The sequence below is a fragment of the Polynucleobacter sp. CS-Odin-A6 genome (assembly GCF_018882095.1).
Lineage (GTDB): Bacteria > Pseudomonadota > Gammaproteobacteria > Burkholderiales > Burkholderiaceae > Polynucleobacter.
Genome location: NZ_JACVPD010000001.1, coordinates 166,907 through 186,769 on the forward strand (window position 1 = coordinate 166,907; position 19,863 = coordinate 186,769).

General features: G+C 46.7%; 18 protein-coding genes. 4 read left to right on the plus strand and 14 right to left on the minus strand.

Annotated elements, in window-relative coordinates:
- Nucleotides 1-5 precede the first annotated feature (5 nt).
- From ruvB to ICN15_RS00970, 10 genes are all read right to left on the minus strand, one after another.
- Nucleotides 6-1,082 (minus strand): Holliday junction branch migration DNA helicase RuvB, encoded by a 1,077-nt coding sequence (ruvB, locus tag ICN15_RS00925; protein ID WP_216200633.1) that lies wholly within the window; start codon nt 1,080-1,082, stop codon nt 6-8.
- 48 nt (nt 1,083-1,130) lie between these two features.
- Nucleotides 1,131-1,712, minus strand: a complete 582-nt coding sequence (gene ruvA, locus ICN15_RS00930) for a Holliday junction branch migration protein RuvA (RefSeq protein WP_216200634.1) — start codon at nt 1,710-1,712, stop codon at nt 1,131-1,133.
- 49 nt (nt 1,713-1,761) lie between these two features.
- Nucleotides 1,762-2,280 carry a crossover junction endodeoxyribonuclease RuvC gene (ruvC, locus tag ICN15_RS00935; RefSeq protein ID WP_216200635.1) on the minus strand — a complete coding sequence of 173 codons (519 nt, stop codon included), beginning with the start codon at nt 2,278-2,280 and terminating at the stop codon, nt 1,762-1,764.
- Nucleotides 2,281-2,309: 29 nt separating this feature from the next.
- The gene (gene purH, locus ICN15_RS00940; RefSeq protein WP_216200636.1) at nt 2,310-3,890 is read right to left on the minus strand and encodes a bifunctional phosphoribosylaminoimidazolecarboxamide formyltransferase/IMP cyclohydrolase; all 1,581 of its coding nucleotides are present in this window, start codon (nt 3,888-3,890) and stop codon (nt 2,310-2,312) included.
- A 68-nt stretch (nt 3,891-3,958) separates the two neighbouring features.
- Nucleotides 3,959-4,198, minus strand: coding sequence for a helix-turn-helix domain-containing protein (locus ICN15_RS00945; RefSeq protein WP_216200637.1), 240 nt, complete (start codon nt 4,196-4,198; stop codon nt 3,959-3,961).
- Nucleotides 4,199-4,226: 28 nt separating this feature from the next.
- Nucleotides 4,227-5,243 carry a tRNA dihydrouridine synthase DusB gene (dusB, locus tag ICN15_RS00950; protein WP_216201481.1) on the minus strand — a complete coding sequence of 339 codons (1,017 nt, stop codon included), beginning with the start codon at nt 5,241-5,243 and terminating at the stop codon, nt 4,227-4,229.
- 151 nt (nt 5,244-5,394) lie between these two features.
- A complete protein-coding gene (locus ICN15_RS00955; RefSeq protein WP_216200638.1) occupies nt 5,395-6,552 on the minus strand; it encodes an FAD-dependent monooxygenase in 1,158 nt (385 codons plus the stop codon).
- A gap of 1 nt (nt 6,553) precedes the next feature.
- Nucleotides 6,554-7,924 carry an aminopeptidase P N-terminal domain-containing protein gene (locus tag ICN15_RS00960; RefSeq protein ID WP_370625377.1) on the minus strand — a complete coding sequence of 457 codons (1,371 nt, stop codon included), beginning with the start codon at nt 7,922-7,924 and terminating at the stop codon, nt 6,554-6,556.
- Nucleotides 7,917-8,636: an N-acetylmuramate alpha-1-phosphate uridylyltransferase MurU gene (gene murU, locus ICN15_RS00965; protein WP_370625378.1), complete on the minus strand. Its 720-nt coding sequence runs from the start codon at nt 8,634-8,636 to the stop codon at nt 7,917-7,919. The genes ICN15_RS00960 and murU overlap by 8 nt, the downstream gene beginning before the upstream one ends.
- 10 nt (nt 8,637-8,646) lie before the next feature.
- Complete coding sequence (locus ICN15_RS00970; protein ID WP_216200640.1) at nt 8,647-9,648, minus strand: aminoglycoside phosphotransferase family protein; 1,002 nt, start codon at nt 9,646-9,648, stop codon at nt 8,647-8,649.
- 33 nt (nt 9,649-9,681) lie between these two features.
- On the opposite strand from ICN15_RS00970, the gene ICN15_RS00975 reads away from it, so the two are divergent.
- From ICN15_RS00975 to rsmA, 4 genes are read left to right on the plus strand one after another with little or no spacing between them, the layout of a single operon-like run.
- The gene (locus tag ICN15_RS00975; RefSeq protein WP_216200641.1) at nt 9,682-12,216 is read left to right on the plus strand and encodes an LPS-assembly protein LptD; all 2,535 of its coding nucleotides are present in this window, start codon (nt 9,682-9,684) and stop codon (nt 12,214-12,216) included.
- Nucleotides 12,213-13,664 carry a peptidylprolyl isomerase gene (locus tag ICN15_RS00980; protein ID WP_216200642.1) on the plus strand — a complete coding sequence of 484 codons (1,452 nt, stop codon included), beginning with the start codon at nt 12,213-12,215 and terminating at the stop codon, nt 13,662-13,664. The genes ICN15_RS00975 and ICN15_RS00980 overlap by 4 nt, the downstream gene beginning before the upstream one ends.
- Nucleotides 13,633-14,658 carry a 4-hydroxythreonine-4-phosphate dehydrogenase PdxA gene (gene pdxA, locus ICN15_RS00985; protein ID WP_255532815.1) on the plus strand — a complete coding sequence of 342 codons (1,026 nt, stop codon included), beginning with the start codon at nt 13,633-13,635 and terminating at the stop codon, nt 14,656-14,658. The genes ICN15_RS00980 and pdxA overlap by 32 nt, the downstream gene beginning before the upstream one ends.
- Nucleotides 14,658-15,446, plus strand: a complete 789-nt coding sequence (gene rsmA / locus ICN15_RS00990) for a 16S rRNA (adenine(1518)-N(6)/adenine(1519)-N(6))-dimethyltransferase RsmA (protein ID WP_216201483.1) — start codon at nt 14,658-14,660, stop codon at nt 15,444-15,446. Before pdxA ends, rsmA begins: the two co-directional genes overlap by 1 nt.
- Nucleotides 15,447-15,463: 17 nt before the next feature.
- On the opposite strand, the gene ICN15_RS00995 is transcribed toward rsmA, so the two are convergent.
- The 4 genes from ICN15_RS00995 to glyQ are packed head-to-tail and all read right to left on the minus strand — an operon-like array spanning nt 15,464 to nt 19,823.
- Nucleotides 15,464-16,195: a 1-acyl-sn-glycerol-3-phosphate acyltransferase gene (locus ICN15_RS00995; protein WP_216200643.1), complete on the minus strand. Its 732-nt coding sequence runs from the start codon at nt 16,193-16,195 to the stop codon at nt 15,464-15,466.
- Between the two features lie 7 nt (nt 16,196-16,202).
- Nucleotides 16,203-16,769: a D-glycero-beta-D-manno-heptose 1,7-bisphosphate 7-phosphatase gene (gene gmhB, locus ICN15_RS01000; protein ID WP_216200644.1), complete on the minus strand. Its 567-nt coding sequence runs from the start codon at nt 16,767-16,769 to the stop codon at nt 16,203-16,205.
- On the minus strand, nt 16,766-18,922 hold the full coding sequence (gene glyS / locus ICN15_RS01005; RefSeq protein ID WP_216200645.1) for a glycine--tRNA ligase subunit beta: 2,157 nt from the start codon (nt 18,920-18,922) through the stop codon (nt 16,766-16,768). Before glyS ends, gmhB begins: the two co-directional genes overlap by 4 nt.
- Before the next feature lie 7 nt (nt 18,923-18,929).
- Nucleotides 18,930-19,823, minus strand: a complete 894-nt coding sequence (glyQ, locus tag ICN15_RS01010) for a glycine--tRNA ligase subunit alpha (RefSeq protein WP_216200646.1) — start codon at nt 19,821-19,823, stop codon at nt 18,930-18,932.
- Nucleotides 19,824-19,863 lie beyond the last annotated feature (40 nt).

The window sequence follows — 19,863 nt, forward strand, 5'->3', positions numbered from 1 at the left end:
TGCATCTACTCTAGCGGCTCTGGACTCAATAAACTGCTTGGTGGTGCTAGACCAAAGTGTGCATAAGCCTGTCTAGTTGCTACTCTGCCGCGAGAGGTTCTTTGTAAGTAACCCTGCTGAATCAAATAAGGCTCTAAGACATCCTCTATAGTGTCGCGTTCCTCACCGATAGCTGCAGCTAAGTTATCAATCCCAACTGGGCCACCATCAAACTTATGAAGGATGGCTTCTAATAGTTTTCTATCCATCACGTCAAAACCGCTGGGGTCTACATCCAGCATCTGCAGTGCTGCATCAGCCATCGCTTTAGTAATAGTGCCGGTACCTTTTACTTCAGCATAGTCACGAACACGACGTAATAAGCGATTGGCAATACGGGGAGTACCGCGAGCTCGCTTAGCAATCTCAATAGATCCCTCAGGGTCAATATCTGCTTTTAGTAAGCTGGCGGAGCGCGTAATAATTTGGGTGAGCTCTTCTGTGGTGTAGAACTCCAGCCTTGCCACAATGCCAAAGCGGTCGCGCAATGGATTTGTCAGCATGCCGGCGCGGGTAGTGGCGCCGATCAAGGTGAATGGCTTGAGATCAATTTTGACACTTCGTGCCGCAGGACCTTCGCCAATCATGATGTCTAGGCTGTAATCCTCAAGCGCTGGATACAGAATTTCCTCAACTACGGGAGATAGGCGATGAATCTCATCAATAAAGAGTACGTCATTCGCTTCTAAATTCGTCAGCAAGGCAGCAAGATCACCGGGTCTATCTAAAACGGGGCCACTGGTTTGTCGTAAGTTCACACCAAGCTCTCTGGCAATGATGTGAGCAAGGGTTGTTTTACCTAATCCAGGAGGGCCAAATAACAGGACATGATCAAGCGCTTCTTGTCTTGCTCTTGTGGCAGTAATAAAGATTTCTAATTGGGCGCGCGCCTTGGTTTGGCCAACATACTCGTCGAGTTGTTTTGGGCGTAGTGCTCTTTCAAAGACGGCTTCTGCGTTGCCGGCTGAACCGCTCACAATGCGGTCATTACCTTCTGGTAAATCTTCGGGAATAGCACTAAGGTCTTCGGTATGGATTGCCATGCGACAAGTGTAGTGCTTATTTTGAGAGTGTACTTTTAGACTTGAGAATTAGGCTTTAGAGAGATACTTCAAGCCCATTCGAATCCCGTCAGAAACAGTGCAATCTGGAGGAATTTGTTTGAGCGCCAGTTGCGCTTCTTTTTCGGAATAGCCTAATGCCAAGAGTGCCTGCAATACCTCGCTGCTTGTTTCAATAGCCTGAGGTTTGCCGCCGGTCATTCCTAAGTCTGGCGCTAACTTACCTTTCAGCTCTAAACAAAGTCGTTCAGCTGTCTTTTTGCCAATACCAGGCACTTGAGTTAGGCGACCCGCTTCTTGCATCGCAATGGCTTGGACTAATTCATTGACGCTCATGCCGGAAAGAACGGCTAATGCTGTACGTGAGCCTACGCCACTGATCTTGATTAGCTGCCTAAATGCTTCACGCTCGGTTTCTGTGGCAAAGCCAAATAGTTGTTGAGCATCTTCACGCACTTGGAAATGCGTGAGTAGGGTGATCTTTTGATTGATCTCAGGTAGTTGATACAAGGTGCTCATGGGCACATCGATCTCATAGCCAACGCCTTGGCAATCTACCAGGAGGCGAGGAGGGTGAACTGAAACGAGAATGCCTTGAATGCGACCAATCATAAGAAGATCTTAACCTGTTTATATTGTGATTGCGTAATGGTATGAGGTCTTACTTGCTTCGCTTCTTGGGTGCAAATGCCGTAGTAATTGCCTTTGGAATCTGTGCATGGTGCGCAGCGCAAATAGCTACCCCTAAAGCATCTGCTGCATCTGTTCCAGGGGCACGGCTTAAGCGAAGCAACCGTTTCACCATTTCTTGAACTTGGGGCTTGGTGGCGCGACCTGTACCGACAATGGATTGCTTGACTCGGAGTGCGCTGTATTCGGCAACAGGGAGTTTGTCTGAAACTAGTGCTGCAATGACGGCACCTCGCGCTTGTCCCAGCATGAGGGTTGAGCGTGGGTTGACATTGAGGAAGACTTCTTCTATTGCCGCAGATTCCGGGCGATAGGTTTCCAGAACCTCTTTCACTCCAGCGTAGAGAGCGCCTAATCGCTCTGGCAATCCCTTTGCAGGATCGCCGCTTTCAATCGTTCCAGAGGCTACATAAGTCAGCTTTTGGCCATCCACATCGATCACTCCGAAGCCAGTGGTTCGAAGGCCTGGGTCGATTCCTATCCAACGCATCAATTTGTTATCGATTCTGTGTTTACTTGTTAATGACGGAAGTGACGAATGCCGGTAAAGATCATGGCAATACCATGCTCGTTTGCTGCTGCAATGATTTCATCATCACGCATGCTGCCACCGGGCTGGATGGCGCAACTTGCCCCACCATTCACGACAATATCTAGGCCATCGCGAAATGGGAAGAAAGCATCACTCGCTACCGCTGAGCCTTGAAGGCTTAAACCCGCATTCTCTGCCTTAATGCTGGCCATGCGTGCAGAGTCTACGCGACTCATTTGGCCTGCACCAATACCGAGAGTCATGCCGTTAGCGCAATACACAATGGCATTGGATTTCACAAACTTCGCAACACGCCAAGCAAACATCATGTCATGCATTTCGGTGGGGGTTGGCAAACGTTTGCTAACAACGCGCATTTCCTGTTCAAGTACATTCTTGGCATCGGGAGACTGCACTAGTAAGCCACCGCCAACCCGTTTGAAATCAAACCTGTTGAATGCGCTACCTAAGGAGATCTCTAAAAGGCGAACATTTTGTTTGGTAGCAAAGATCGCTTTAGCTTCATCGCTAAAACTAGGGGCAATCAGCACTTCCACGAACTGTTGAGAGATCGCTTCAGCTGCTGCACCATCACACGGCACATTAAAGGCGATGATCCCGCCGAACGCTGAACTGGGATCCGTCTGAAATGCTTTTTGGTAGGCTTCAAGAGGATTAGCGCCAACAGCTACTCCACACGGATTGGCATGTTTGATAATGACGCAGGCGGCAACGCCGCTAGCATTGCCAGTAAAACTCTTAACGCATTCCCAAGCGGAGTCCGCATCAGCGATATTGTTATACGAAAGTTCTTTACCTTGGAGTTGTTTGTAATTCGCGAGTGCACCCTCGACTGGCTCAATGTCTTTATAGAAAGCGGCAGATTGATGGGGGTTCTCACCATAACGCATCTCCTGTACTTTTTCGAATGCCAGGTGCAAGGTTTCTGGATACGCAGAGCGTTTCTTGTGATCTAAGTCATTTCCTAATGCAGACAAATAATTGGCGATGGCGCCATCATATTGAGCGGTATGCGCAAAAACTTTTTTAGCTAGACCTAGATTCGTCTGATAGGAAACCATATTCTGGTTGGCTTTCATCTCCTGCAGCACAGGTGCGTAATCTTCTGGCGAGATGAGTACGGTGACATCCTGATGATTCTTAGCGGCAGCACGCAGCATGGCTGGGCCACCAATATCGATGTTCTCTACAGCATCTTCAAAAGAGCAATCAGCTTGAGCAACAGTTTCGTTAAATGGGTAGAGGTTAATCACGAGCATATCGATGGTATCAATGCCATGCTTTTTTAAAGCAGCCATATGCTCAGGAAAATCTCTGCGTGCTAGTAAGCCGCCATGCACCATCGGGTGTAAGGTCTTAACACGGCCATCTAGCATTTCCGGAAACTGAGTTAATGAGGAGACCTCCACTACGGGTAACTTATTTTCAGCTAAGAGTTTTGCGGTCCCACCTGTAGAGATCAGCTTGACGCCTTGCTCATGCAGTGCTTTAGCCAAAGGGACAATACCATTTTTATCAGAAACAGAAAGTAGGGCTGTACGGATCATATTGAGCAGGTAGTTTGATTGAAAGAGAATTCAGTTTTTAGTAATTGAGTATTTAGTTTTGGGCAGACTTATTTCAAAAGTTGGTGTTCAACCAGCTTTTTGTGAAGGGTGTTGCGGTTAATGCCGAGGTACTGAGCGGCCAAGGATTGATTTTGCTTAGCATGTTGCATGACGAGTTCAAGCATAGGCTTTTCAACCACTGCTAGAACCATTGGGTATAGGTCAGATGGCGGCGTTCCTTTAAGGTCATCCAAATACTGCTGTAGCTGGGTTTCAATACATTCGGTAATGGGGTGCTTATTAGTCATAGAAAAAGTAATTAATTGAAAACGGAATTTAAGCTGCTTCTAAAAATAACAAACGATCTGAATGGGATTTCATTTCATCAAAAAAATCATTCACCATTTGCAATTGAGTCTTGCAATCATCAGCGGTATTCATTCTTTGGCGAAAGGCATGAGAGTTACGCAAGCCCTTGCAGTACCAACCGATGTGCTTACGTGCTGTACGTAAGCCAATGTATTCACCATAAAACTCATAGTGGTCAATAAGGTGTGCATTCATGATGTCTTGTATCTCATTGATCTGGGGTGTGGGAAGTTTTCCGCCTGTTTCTAGGAAATGATTAATCTCCCGAAAAATCCAAGGGCGTCCCTGGGCTGCCCGGCCAATCATGATGGCATCAGCGCCGGTCTCTTGTAAAACGAATGCTGCTTTTTCTGGGGTGGTGATATCGCCATTCGCGACCACTGGAATAGCAACGCTGCTCTTTACAGCGGTAATCGTTTCGTATTCAGCCTCACCAAGGTACAGGTCCGCTTTCGTGCGGCCGTGAACCGTGAGCATGGAGATGCCGGATCTTTCTGCAATACGGGCTATGTTGAGCGCATTCTTATGTTCGCGATCCCAACCCGTTCGAATCTTTAAGGTAACCGGTACGGCATCAGGTCCGATACCTACTGCTTGGACTACGGCTTCCAAAATTTGCTGTACTAAAGGCTCATCTCTTAAAAGTGCCGAGCCAGCTGCTACATTGCAGACCTTTTTGGCGGGACAACCCATATTGATATCAATGATCTGGGCGCCATGATCGACATTGAGTTTGGCTGCTGCAGCCATCATCGCGGGATCAGCGCCAGCGATTTGGACGGCGATCGGCTTAAATTCACCTTGGTGATTAGCGCGACGCTGAGTTTTTTCACTCTTCCACAGTAAGGCATTGGACGCGACCATTTCTGATACCGCATAACCAGCCCCCAGTTTTTTGCATAGCTGCCGAAATGGGCGATCAGTTACCCCAGCCATGGGAGCAACAAATAATCTATTGGCGAGCAGGTGTGGGCCAATCTTCATGTCTTTTGGGTTGGGGATGGGTGAAGGTATTAGTGAGGATCTAATTGCGCGAAAGGATGACACTTTAGCACAAATCTGCCTAAAAAATAGGCAGATATAGTAATTTAGATCAAACCAGACAGGCTGGTGTTTTAGAGGCGATATAAGCGGCTTAGCGCCTACCAAACATCATCTGGCGAGCTAAGGCTGTTTTGACTGGGGGGAGCCACTGCAGAGCCGATAAAGCCAATCCACGACCGATCACAATCGGAAATAGATTGGCGGTAAAGATTCTGGCCATGAAATCAGTAAGACCAATAGTGGCAGTCCGGTCTACTTTGCGACTGGAAGCATATTCTTGCAATGTTGCCTCAATCGCTACGGCGGTTTTTTGATCTTCTGATTTAGAAAAAAGCGCGCTGAGTTTTTCAGCTAAGAGATAAGCATCTCTTAATCCAAGGTTGAGGCCCTGTCCTGCAACGGGGTGCAAAGTCTGAGCCGCGTTGCCAATCCAAACTTCATTACCTTGAGTAATGTTTTTGCGGTAATTAAGGCCCAACTCATAGAGGCGGCGATCTTGAATTTTGAGGAATTGACCAATTCGTGACCCAAACTCCGCTTGTAAGCTTTTTAAGAAATCCGCATCACTCAGTTTTAGTCGCGTCTTTGAAGATATTGGAGATCCGCACCAAACAAGATTCAAAATATTAGGACCATAGTGACTCGGTAAAACGGCTAAGGGACCTTCAGAGGTGAATCGCTCCCATGCTTGATGGGGCTGCGCATTCTCAACCTCCACTAAGCCTACTAATGCAGATTGTTCATAGTCTCTACCAGTCTCCACCCAATCCTGGGTTTTAAATAAACCCCCTTCAGCATGCACAATACATTTCGCCTGAATAGAATTCATGTCTGTATTGGAGTCAATATGCCGCCAAACAAAATTCGGGCTTTGGCTTTGAATTGCTCTTAATGCGCTTCGTAGTGTGAAGTGAATATCACGGTAACGAATAATATGACCAAGAGCCTCTTGCTTAAGCTCTTCACGCGTCATGAGCGCACGACCAAAGCGGCCTGCTTGTGAGACGTGTACGCGATGAATATCAGCGCATTCACTTGGCCAAGCATTGATCGTGTCAAGCAAGAGTTTGCTACCGTGCGACAGTGCCACACCTCGAGTGTCTGCAGCAGTTAAGTCAGCATCATCAACTGGATTGCGATCCAATAATAGGATCTTGGCATCTGGAAATTTTTGTAGGTACCACGCAGTACAGGCAAGGCCTACTGGCCCACCACCTTGAATCACCACATCGAAATTTTCTACTTGCATATTAATTATTTTTCATCAACGCTTCAATTTCATCGGGCTTTACTGGGACTCCACGAGAAATTAATTCGCATCCAGCATCATTCACTACTGCATCATCTTCAATGCGGATGCCGATATTCCAGAAGCGCTCATCTACATCATCTGCTGGCCGCACATATAAGCCTGGCTCGATAGTAAGGACCATGCCAGGCTTGAGAAGACGCCATGGCTTTTCTGAAGAATCTGTTGCTGCGCCAAGTGGTTCGCGATAAGAACCCACATCATGTACATCCATACCTAGCCAGTGCGAGGTACGGTGCATATAGAAACGACGATAGGCCCCAGTCTCAATTGCATTTTCCAGAGAACCTAATTCCGCAAGCTTGAGAAGCTTTTCGTCGAGTAATCCTTGAGTCAGTACTTTAAGTGCAGCCTCATGTGGCTGCATAAAAGTATTACCTAGCTTTGTCACAGCAATTGCAGCCTCTTGTGATGCTAGTGTGATGTCATACAAGGCACGTTGTGGGCCGGTAAATTTTCCATTCACCGGGAATGTCCGCGTGATATCAGAGGCATAACCATCTAACTCACAGCCAGCATCGATCAGGCACAGTTCGCCACTGTGGAGTTCAGCATCGCTAGCGCGGTAGTGAAGAATGCAAGCGTTGGCACCACCAGCAACAATGCTGTTGTAAGCAACACTTTGTGCACCGCTGTAACGAAACTCGTGGAGTAATTCAGCTTCGAGATGGTATTCACGCAATCCTGGCTTACAGGCTTGCATAGCCCGGATATGGGCTCGTGCAGAAATGGCTGCGGCACGACGCATGATGTCAATTTCGTGAGCGTCTTTAAAGAGGCGCATTTCATGAATCAAGCTTTCAACATCATGAAACTCGGAAGGTGGATTGATGCCGGCACGTGCTTGGCTTCGCACTTGCTTCATCCAATGCCGTAAACGTCTATCGGTTTCTGCACTCTCGGCAAGGCGAAGGTAAATCGCTTCTTGGTCTGCTAATAACTCAGTCAACTTAGTATCTAGCTCATCAAGATTATGGGCGTATTCAAGGCCCAACACTTCCGGCGCTGCTGCTGGCCCTAGGCGAATGCCATCCCAAATCTCTCGCTCAGCATCTTTGGGTCTGCAAAATAAATGGGACTCTAATTGGGGTTGTGAGTTTGATCCTGCGATTTTTAGAACTAAGGTTGAACCAGGTTCATCAAAGCCAGTAAGGTAGAAAAAATCACTGTCATGCCGATAAGGAAATTCACTATCTCGATTGCGGGCAGTTTCAGGCGCTGTAGTGATGATGGCAATGCCACCCCCCGTTTTAGAGCAGATCAGTTTTGCCAGTTCAATTCGGCGTTGTTGGTAAATATTGGATTTATTCATTAGCTGCATTGAGCTCTTGTAAGCGTTGTGGCGTACCTACATCGTGCCATGTTCCAGTATATTTTTCACCGGACACGCTATTTTCAAGCATGACCTCTTTAAGTAGGGGTGCTAGCTTGGCAGGAAGGCCGATTTCTATGTCTTTAAAAAGGTCTCGGTGGTAAAGCCCAATTCCTGAAAAAGTCAGCTTTTCAGCGCCACTGATAGGCTTATTAGATACTTGGGAATCTTTGAGGTAAAAGTCCCCATCAGGATGTTGGATGGGATTGGTCACCATGACAAGATGGGCTAATGGCGGATGTGGCTGTTTACGCAGCTGATCTAACTTGGAAATTAGTTGCTCCACTGGGAAATTAGGGCAAAAGACATCTCCATTAATCACTAGAAAATAGTCTTCTGGATTGAGCAGGGGTAATGCCTGACGAATGCCCCCCGCAGTTTCCAAAGCATGGGCTTCCGGGGAGTAGGTGATATTGACGCCAAATTGACTGCCGTTACCCAAAGCATCCTCAATCTTCTGGCCAAGCCATGCGTGGTTAATCACCACTGTATTCAAACCTGCCTTACACAAGCTTTCTAGATGCCAGGCTAATAGAGACTTATGGTTGATCGTGAGAAGTGGTTTAGGTAGCTCATCCGTTAAAGGACGCATGCGCTCCCCTCGACCAGCAGCAAGTAATAAACAGGGAATGCGATTACTTTGGTTCATCATGAATTAAAGATCATTCCTTAGTTGGACGGGTCGCTTCTAAAATGCGCGCTAAGGGCTTTAATTCAATATAGCGGTGAGCAGTAGCAATCGCATACTCGAGTACTAATGGAATATCTCTGAGATACCCCTCCTTGCCATCACGATAAAAAAGTCTCGCAAAAATACCTAAGACTTTAAGGTGGCGTTGTAAACCCATCCATTCGAAGTCACGATAAAACTGCCCAAAATCATCCGTCATTGGTAGGCCTGCCTTGCGACCTTCTTCCCAAAACTTGATAACCCAATCAATAACTCGTTCTTCTGGCCATGCAATGTAGGCATCACGCCAAAGAGAAGCGATATCGTAAGTAATGGGTCCATACACTGCATCTTGAAAATCAATCACTCCTGGATTATTTTTCTCAGTCACCATGAGATTGCGTGAGTGATAATCACGATGAACATAGACTTTGGCTTGGGCTAAATTATTTTGAATAATTAATTTAAACGCTTGCTGGATTTGAGAATTCTGAAGTTCCGTTAATTCGATGTGTAAATGTTTTTTTAGATACCACTCCGGAAATAAATCTAACTCACGTTGTAACAACGCTTCATCGTAGTTGGGTAACACATTAGGAGTGCTTGCCAATTGCATTTGCACTAAAGCATGGCTTGCGTCTTGATAGAGAGAATCTGCCGTCTCTTTGTTTAATGCTGCTAGGTAGGTTTCATTGCCCAGATCAGTGAGTAAAAGAAAGCCATCAGCAACATTTTTTTCTAGGATCTTAGGAGCATTTAAACCTGCATTTTCGAGCAATAAATCCACCTTGATGAAGGCATCTAGAGGCTCATATTGGGGTGGAGCATCCATGATGATCAGAGTCGGGAAATCTGGGTTTTTGGACTCTATCCGAAAATACCGCCGAAAGCTGGCATCTGCCGAGGCTGGGGTCAAAGTGGGGAGATCTAATTGCCAGCGAGGTTCGAGGCCTGTTAGCCAGTTGTTGAGGGTGTCTAAGCGAGAGTCAGTCATGGTCGATTCGTATAATAAGACGGGTCTGTATCTATGAGTCATTATCGCCGTTGCGCTGGCCGTTGCGCCCCTCTTTTTTTAGCTGTCACCCTGCGCATAATGCTGGGGGTCGCATTGTCACAATTTTCGCTTTTAGCATGTGCTCAAGCCCCTGCTCCTTTGCCCCAGTCGGCACGGTCCTTAAGTAACTCTGCAAACTCTATTTTGATACCCGATCGTGGTGACGTTACTGTTTTAAAGCTGGACGATCAACTGCGGGTTGGAAAACCGATTGAGGATGGCAAAGCATTGACCTTCACTTCTAGTGATTCAATTGATGGAATTGTCGATCGGGAAATGCGCCTAAAAGGACGTGCACAAATTCGTCGGAACGGAACTGTTATCAAAGCAGATGAGATTAAATATGATCCGGATTCTGATGTGGCAAATTTATCGGGCAATACTGAGTTCTCAAAAGGAAATGTAATCTTTAAGGGACCTAAAGCACGTTTCAGAGTCGATGCGCGAGAAGGTGAAATGGAAACCCCGAATTACGAACTGCGTGATAACCGTGCTAGGGGTAATGCCAAAAAATTAACGATTGAAACATCGGATATATTTGTATTTGATAAAGCTACTTACACCACTTGCACTCCAGAAAATCTCGATTGGTATTTCACGAGCAGTACTCTCGAGATTGATAATGAGCAAAAAGAAATGGTGGGTACTCACGGTGTGATGCGATTCTTTGATGTGCCTATTGCATACGTTCCTTATTTCACTGCACCCACCTCTAATCAGCGTCGTTCCGGAATATTGTCGCCAGTAGCTGGCTATAACTCCAATAATGGTATTGATGTAACTCAACCGTATTACGTCAATATTGCGCCCAATCGCGATTTGCTATTACTACCCCGAGTGATGGGTCAGCGTGGCGTTCAGTTAGGTGCAAAATATCAATTCATAGACAAGCAATACACGGGTAGTTTGGGCGGAGACTATCTTCCTTATGACCGCAAAATTGGAAGGGATCGCTGGCGCTATGACTGGCAGCAGAGACAAAACTTTAGTGGCGACTTATTGGGATTGGGTGGAATCCCTATTGCTGGTGCATGGACGGGTTATGCCAATATTGCGCGGGTTTCCGATAATTTGTACCCCACAGACTTCTCGCAAAGTATTGCGGGCGCAGTAACCAGTCAGTTCCGGCAAGAGGTTGGTACGACTAAAAACTTGACGGGTAGCTTGAGTAATTGGACTGTGGGTGCGAGGGCAACGACCTTCCAGACCTTGCAGCCAGATCCAACGGTAACGGTGCAGTCCCCATACAATATTTTGCCGAACATTACAGCTACTTATAACAATCGTTTAACGCCAGCAGTTGCTGATACCAGCGGAAAATACATTACCTTACCAACAGGCCCTGCAACGACTTTTTCAACCGATTTCACGCGCTTTTCTTACAACATTGGCGGTAACTTGGCAGCAACTGCTCCGGGTGCTTACAGCCAAGCTGATCGAACAGTCATTAAAGGTGGCATGGCCCTCCCCCAAATTACGCCTGGCTACTACATCACCCCAAAGATGAGTTTTCAGTCAAACACCTATAACGTAACGCCCTACAACCCTGTCGGTGCGCCAGCTGTACAGGGCTTTACTATCCCTACATTTAGCTTGGATTCAGGGCTAGCGTTTGAAAGAGATGCGGCTGAGCTGAAAGGTTTTTTTGGTCGCGATATGCTACTCACTATGGAGCCAAGAGCTTTTTACGTTTACACACCATTTCAGAGTCAAGCTCAAACCCCTTTGTTTGATACCGCGGATGCCGGTTTCGGTGTTTCCCAGATATTTAGTGAAAATACTTTTGTGGGTAATGACCGTATCGCAGATAACAATAAGCTTACTGGTGGTTTAACTAGCCGCATGATTGAGGCGAGTACTGGTGCAGAAAGGGCTAACGTCACTCTCGCTCAGCGACAGGCCTTCGCAGGACAGAAGGTAGGTCTAAATGGCACTATCGCCAACCCAACAACTTATTCTGATACCTTAGGCTCTGCTTCAGTACGCCTGCTGGGTAACTTTAGTACAGACGTATTTGGCCAGTACAACACCCAGCTGAATCGTTTAGTGCAGACAACCGTAGGCGGAAGTTGGCGCCCTACGCCTGGAAGAAGTTTGAACTTTGGCTATAGAAATGTGTGGAGCCCACCAACACAAGCATCCGTTCAAAATAATCAGCCTTTTGTCCCTTCAGCAACCACTACAGATCAATACAATATTTCAGGACAATGGCCTTTAACCCGTGAAGTATCTGTTTTAGCTCGCTGGGGTTATGACGCTTTAACAACTAAAACGCTCAATACGCTTGTAGCCCTTGAGTGGACGCGGGATTGTTGGACTTTGCGGGGAGCCTATTCTCAGATGCTCAATACCTCACAAATAACGACCACCCAAGTGTTGTTCCAATTAGAATTTAGGGGTTTTGGTAGCGCTGGAAGTAATCCAGTTGATATCATGAAGCTGAATGTTCCTGGATATATGCCTACTTCTAAGCCCATACCACCTTCAATATATGAGAACTATCAATGATGCGTAGGAATCGATTGAACCAAGTGCTTGTAGCCGTAATATTGGCAAGCACTGCTTTATTTCCCCAGTTCGCCTTTGCACAAGATAGTTCGAAGACTTCGGCAGACAGCAAAATTCGTAATATTGACGGTGTCGCGGCTGTGGTAAACACGGGTTACGTCACGCGTAAGGAAATTGACGACCGTATTGCTGCGCTTCAAAAGCAGGGAGGCAAACTGCCTGATGCCGCTACTTTGCGTAAGACTATTCTTGAGCGTCTCATTATCGAAAAGATTCAGCTACAAAACGCGGATCAAGAGGGTGTTCTAGTAAGCAATAAAGAGCTCGACAAAATTATTGCTGATATTGCGGCTAAAAATAAATTAACGATCGCTGAATTAAAGGTCAAGATAACTGCCACTGGCACCACCTATGATCGCTATCGTCAATTATTGAAAGATGATGTGATTATCAGCCGCTATCGTGAGCGCGAAGTAGAGGGCAAGATTAAAATTTCTGATGCGGAAATTGATAACTTTATTACTGATCGAAATCGTGAGATCGCTGGCGGAGGCAAAGTAGCGCGCTCAACTCCTGCCGCTAAAGGTGAACTAGAGGAGATCGATGTCGCACAGATTTTTATTCCTGCTGATGCAAATGCAGGTGCCGGTGCTCAGGCTGAGGTAAAGAAAAAAGCGGAATCACTCTTGCGTGAGGCACGCGGCGACGTGGATTTCTTGCAACTAGGCGCAATGGCTGCAAAAGAGAATCCGAAGATTAAGTTTCAAGATCTGGGATATCGCACCCCAGACCGCCTGCCGCAACTATTTTACGAAGCAGTTAGAAACACTGGTAGCAATCAGGTCGCCAACACAGTCGTGAAAAGTCCTGCTGGCTATCACATTCTTAAGGTTCTAGATCGTCGTGCACTAGTTGCAGGAGCATCTGAGGCTCAACAGGCTGCCCCACAGGAAAGCGCTTCCTCAGTGCCACAAAATATTATGGTGACACAGACGCTATCCCGCCATATTTTGTTGCGTAGTCGCGAGGGATTAACTGATCAGGATGCGGAAAGACGTTTGGCAGGTTACCGCGATCAGGTTCGTGCAAAGACTGCGGATTTTGGTGAGTTAGCTAAAAAATATTCTGAAGATGGATCTGCCGCAAATGGTGGAAATTTAGGCTGGATGGGTCCTGGTGATCTGGTTCCAGAATTTGACCAGGCAATGAATCGCTTGCAAATTGGTGATGTTAGCAACCCAGTAAAGACAGAGTTTGGTTGGCACTTAATTCAAGTGCTCGAGCGGCGTGATGCTCAGTTAACCGTAGAGAAGCAGCGTCAATTTGCTCGTGCAGCTATTCGGGAGCGAAAGTTTGAACAGGCTTATCAAGATTGGTTGCGCGAATTACGCGATACTGCCACGGTGAAGATCATTAATGCAGATGATCCAGCAGCCAGCCCCCGTTAATCTTGCCATTAGCTCTGGTGAGCCCGCAGGAATTGGTCCAGAGATAGCTATCTCAGCTGCACTTGCCTTCTTGCAAGAGCAGCCAGTAGCGACCATTACCTTGCTGGGTGACTCCAGTCTATTTCCAATAGCTTCATTGCCGGGGGAGCTAGCAACCCGCTTGAGGGTCGAGTCCGTTCCAGTAGCCTTACCAGTAAAGCCCGGGCAGTTAAATCCCGCCAACGCTCAATATGTTCTGAATCTCCTCGATGCTGCAGTAAAGGGATGTCTTGATGGTCGATTTGATGCCATGGTGACTGCGCCTATTCAAAAGAGTGTGATTAATGAGGGATTTACTAAAGGCGAGACCCTTTTTACTGGACATACAGAATATCTCGCCAAACGATGTAATCAAGATCACGTCGTCATGATGTTGTGCGCAACCTTGCCACCAGGCTTTTTAGATCTTCACAGCAGTCGTGAGCTGAGAGTGGCCCTAGTCACAACCCATCTGCCGTTGAGAGCGGTGCCTGATGCGCTCGATCAGAAGCATATTCTGGAAACGATACAAATCGTTGAGCATGATTTACGTACCAAATTTGGGCTTACTAAGCCTGTGATTCGGGTTGCGGGTGTTAATCCTCATGCGGGTGAATCCGGTTATCTGGGGCACGAAGAAATTGATGTGATTGCACCAGCCATCCAAGCAGCAAAAGACTTAGGTATTCAGGTAAGCGGGCCTTATCCAGGTGACACCATGTTTGATGCTGGCTGCCTAGAGAAAGTAGATGCATTCATTGCGATGTATCACGATCAAGGTTTGGCACCATTCAAATTTGTGAGTTTTGGTAGTGGTGTTAATGTTACTTTAGGCCTGCCCATTATTCGTACTTCGGTGGATCATGGCACTGCGTTAGATATTGCCGGTAAAGGCATTGCTGATTCTGGTAGCATGCTCGAAGCCTTAAGGCTGGCTTATCGCTTGGCGGTCAATTCCCGAAATGTCCGTACATGATGCATCGCGCCCGTAAGCGATTCGGTCAAAACTTTTTACACGATTCAGGTGTCATCTATTCCATCGTTGCTGCAATCAATCCAAGCGAAAATATGCATGTGATTGAAATTGGTCCCGGCCTTGGTGCGCTGACTAAGCCTTTGCTGACTAATCTTGGGCACTTGGATCTCCTCGAAATTGATCGGGATTTAGTTGCTTATTGGAATCAAGAAAACCTCCCGGGCTTGAATGTGATTGAGGGAGATGCCCTCCAGTTTGATTTCTTGGGATGGGCAAATACCCGACCTACTAATAGCGGCTTGTGTAAGGTGGTTGGTAACTTGCCTTACAACATTTCCTCGCCATTACTCTTTCATCTGGTATCCGCTGCCTATGCAATTGATGAGCAGGTATTTATGTTGCAGGCTGAAGTGGTAGAGCGAATGGTCTCTAAGGCGGGTGGATCAGAGTTCAGCAGGCTATCTGTGATGCTACAAGCGAGATATGACATGGAGCTAGTACTTGAGGTTCCTCCTGAAGCATTTGATCCTCAGCCTAAAGTGAATTCTGCAGTAGTGCGCATGATTCCTCGACAAGACTTCGATTTAAGTGCCGCCCAGTGGCTTGCTTTAGAAAAAGTAGTAGCAGCGGCTTTTTCTCAGCGAAGAAAAATGCTGCGTACCAATTTATCCGCTTTCGCTGATCGATTGACTTTGACGGAGTCTGAATTAAAAGCGCGTGCCCAAGATATCTCTGTGGAGCGCTACATTGAATGGGCTAAGCTCTTAGCCACACCAATTACAAAATAGTAATAGGCTGCTACTTACTAGTATGCAGTCGGATCGATTACTCGCATTTCATCTTCGATCCACTTTTCTACTTCACTGTGAAGTTGACCACCCGTTTTACCAGCAGAAGTGATAGCGGGGCCAATTGAAAAGATCACCGTTCCAGGCTGTTTCAGAAACTGATTCTTTGGCCAGCAACGACCCGCGTTATGGGCAATGGGAATGACCAATGCTTCTGTGGCGCTCGCAAGCCTGGCACCACCTTTGTTATAGGGCTTATGGGAGCCAGTAGGTGTTCTAGTTCCTTCGGGAAATAATAAAATCCACTTGCCTTCACTAAGTCGTTTTCGGCCTTGGCCTACCACTGAAAGTGCGGCAGTTTCTTTACTATTGCGGTTAATGTGGATCATTTTGAGCAAAGCTAAGGCCCAGCCAAAGAAGGGGATCCAGAGTAACTCCCGTTTAAAGACAAAACAGAGTTGTTTTGGGAGTAGGGCAATAAATGCAATCGTTTCATAAGCAGATTGATGCTTACTGAGGACAACTACAGGTTGATCGAGTACTGCCAGCATATTTTCCATGCCACGAATTTCATAATGAATTCCGCAAAGGGGTTGCAAAATCCAAATCACCACTTTGTTCCAGAAGCCGATAAAGCGATACCGATTCTCAGGATTTAAGAATGGAAAAACGAGGATGCAGAGTACAGACCAAATTGGCGTGAATATCAGCAAGAAGAGGGCAAACAGGGTGGAGCGGATCAAAGTCATATTGGTATTAAACCTGATCTTGTAAGAGCGCATGAGCAAAAGCCATGAGATCGGCATGAATTTGCGTGTCCTCCGGCAGATCTCCTTTTTCGAGCGTTTTTCTACCTTTGCCCGTCAATACCAAATGTGGGCTTGCACCCAAGCTCACTCCTGCCTGTAGGTCACGTAAGGAGTCACCTACAATCGGGACGCCCAATAATGGAGAGACATGATTATTTTTTTTGTAACGCAGGGCAATTTCTTTCATCATCCCTGGTAGTGGCTTGCGGCAATCACAAGCATTGGCATCAGCATGGGGGCAGAAGAAAATACTATCAATATGGCCGCCCAGCGGTTTGAGTAGTTTATCCATCTTGGCGTGCATCGCATGTAGATCATTGATATTGAAATACCCGCGCGCCAAACCGGATTGATTGGTTGCCACTGCAATTTGATAGCCCGCTTGATTGAGGAGTGCAATCGCTTCGAGGCTTCCCGGCAAGGGAACCCATTCATCGACTGACTTCACATAATCATCTCGATCTTCATTGATCACGCCATCACGATCGAGAATGATGAGTTTGGAAGAGCTCATGCTAATTTGCCGAGATCGGCAATGAGATTCATTTTCTGGTGGAGATGTTGCAGGAGGGCTAGGCGGTTATCGCGTAACTCTGGATTAAGATCCATCACCATGACGTCGGCAAAGAATTGATCAATTGGAGCGCTCAGCGCTACCAGTGCTTTTAGTAGGTCTACAAACTGACGTTGTTCATAAGCAGCAGTAAGTGTAGGGCTAATTTTTTCAAGCGCCTGATGCAATGCAATTTCAGCGGGCACTTGCAATAGCGTACTTGAGCAATGTAAAGGAATAGCCGTAGCGTTCTTTTTTAAGATATTGCTAATACGCTTGTTGGCGGCAGCTAGTTGGGTAGCTTCGGGCAGGGCATTAAATTCACGTAGGGCCGTCAAGCGCTCAATTAAATCATTGAGCTGGGCAGGAGACTGACTTAAGACCGCATCAATTTCTTCGGTAGTAAATGGCTTTCCAGCCACTGCTTGATCACGTAAGTAAGCGCGCAGACGATCAATGATGAAGCTATAGATCTCTTCAGCATTTGCTTTATCTTGAACCTCTTTCTGCGGAAACTGCTTGCGAGCAAGCTCAATTAAATTAGGTAAATTTAAAGCAAGATTCTTCTCTAGTAAGAGACGGCAGATGCCCAAAGCATGACGACGTAAAGCGTAGGGATCCTTGTCACCGGTAGGAGCTAGGCCAACACCCCAAATACCTACGAGGGTTTCAAGCTTATCGGCAATCGCTAGAATAGTGCCTGTTTGGGTTTGTGGCAGAGTATCGCCAGCAAAGCGGGGCATGTAGTGCTCGCTACAAGCCGCTACTACTTCTGCATTTTCCCCATCATGAGTGGCGTAGTAACCACCCATAATGCCCTGAAGTTCAGGAAACTCCCCAACCATGTCAGTGAGCAAATCGGTTTTAGCAATTTCAGCGGCACGGCTAGCCAATCCTTCATCAGAAGATAAGGCTTTGGCGATTCCAATAGCGATTCCTTGCACACGCTTAGTGCGATCTAATTGATTGCCTAATTGGTTGTGATAAACCACTTTACCCAGGTCGGCTACCCGAGAAGCCAGCGGACGTTTTTGATCCTGCCGAAAGAAGAAACGCGCATCAGATAGACGTGGACGAACCACGCGTTCATTACCAGAAATGATGGCCTGTGGCTGATCAGTCTCAATATTGGAAACGATTAAAAAGCGATTCCGTAACTGGCCTTGCTTGTCTGTCAAGGCAAAGTATTTTTGATTGGTTTGCATCGTCAAGATCAAGCATTCTTGTGGAACTTCCAAAAACTCTGGATCAAAGTGGCATTCATAAATTGCTGGCCACTCAACTAAGGCGGTTACTTCATCTAATAAACTATTTGGCATCAGCACTAAGTCATCGCCCGCAGCCTTTAATAAGGCGGACTGAATATATTCATGGCGAAGATTGAAGCTAGGAATTACTTTTGCTTTATTACTGAGATCGGATTCGTACTGATCTGCAGAGCTAATCGTGATGACACCCGGAGCAAGAAAGCGATGACCTTCAGTTTGATTGCTAGCATCAATGCCTAGCGCGCTGATGTTGAGTATGTTCTTGCCATGCAATGCAATGATGCGATGCGCTGGACGAGCAAATTCAACCTCTACTAACTCACCATTTTTCTTTCGCACTTGGTAGTGCATCATTTTGGCGATAGGTAATTTTTTTAAGGTTTGCTCTAGTGCTTCTTGTGTAGTCAGCTCTAATGTCGCACCTTTTGCGATAGCATTAAGAAAAAGGGCTTCATTTTTTCCTTCGCCTGATTTTTCTAGAGTGGCGAGGTCAATGTCACTATAACCCAGAGCGGCTAATTTCTTTTGTAGGGGCGCAGTGGGTTTTCCCTCGGCATCAAATGCAATGCTAGTAGGTAGCAGTTTCTCCCGCACTGGATAGTCGGGTGCCTGACTCAAGACATGGGAGATCTGAACTGCTAGTCGACGCGGTGTCGCATAGCTAGTCGCAATGGAGTTCTGACTGAGAAGGCCTGCAGCTTGGAGAGTGGAGTACAGACCATCACTAAATGCATCACCTAGACGACGTAATGATTTAGGTGGCAGCTCCTCAGTAAATACTTCAATCAGAAGATGATCTGATGGCAAGAGGGGGTTTGAAGGGTTCGAAGAGTTCGGTATGCTCATCTTGAGATTACGCCTCTAATACTTTGGATTGGCGGTGGCACATTGGAAATCCCAACTTCTCTCTAGACTCAAAATAAGCCTGCGCTACTGCACGCGAAAGATGGCGGATGCGACCAATATAGGCCGCACGCTCTGTGACTGAGATAGCGCCACGGGCATCTAGTAGATTAAAAGTATGCCCAGCCTTGAGTACCATTTCATAGGCAGGCAAAGCTAATGGCACTTCCATTAGGCGCTTGGCTTCACTTTCATAGTTTGTGAAATTTGCAAACAGCAGTTCGGCGTTCGAGTGTTCAAAGTTGTAGCAGGATTGCTCCACTTCATTTTGGTGATACACATCACCATAAGAAATACCATCTGCCCAAACTAAGTCATACACGTTGGAACAATTTTGGATGTACATCGCTAGGCGCTCAATGCCGTAAGTAATTTCACCTAAGACCGGTTTGCAGTCAATGCCACCTACTTGCTGGAAATACGTGAACTGCGTCACTTCCATGCCGTTTAGCCACACTTCCCAGCCCAGTCCCCAAGCACCCAAGGTTGGGTTTTCCCAGTCATCTTCTACAAAGCGTACATCGTTCTTTTGAAGATCTAGGCCCAAAGCAGAAAGGGAGCCTAAATACAGTTCAAGGATATTTTCTGGAGCCGGCTTCAGAACGACTTGAAACTGGTAGTAATGCTGGAGCCGGTTTGGGTTCTCACCATAGCGACCATCTTTTGGCCTACGTGAAGGTTGTACGTAGGCAGCCTTCCATGGCTCTGGACCAATAGCCCTCAAAAAAGTAGCCGTATGGGATGTCCCGGCGCCAACCTCAAGATCAATAGGTTGTAAAAGGGCGCAACCTTGTTGGTCCCAGTAATCCTGAAGTGTGAGAATGATTTGCTGAAAAGTAAGCATGATTAACCTGGCTAAGCCTTTGATTTTACATGGCTTAGCG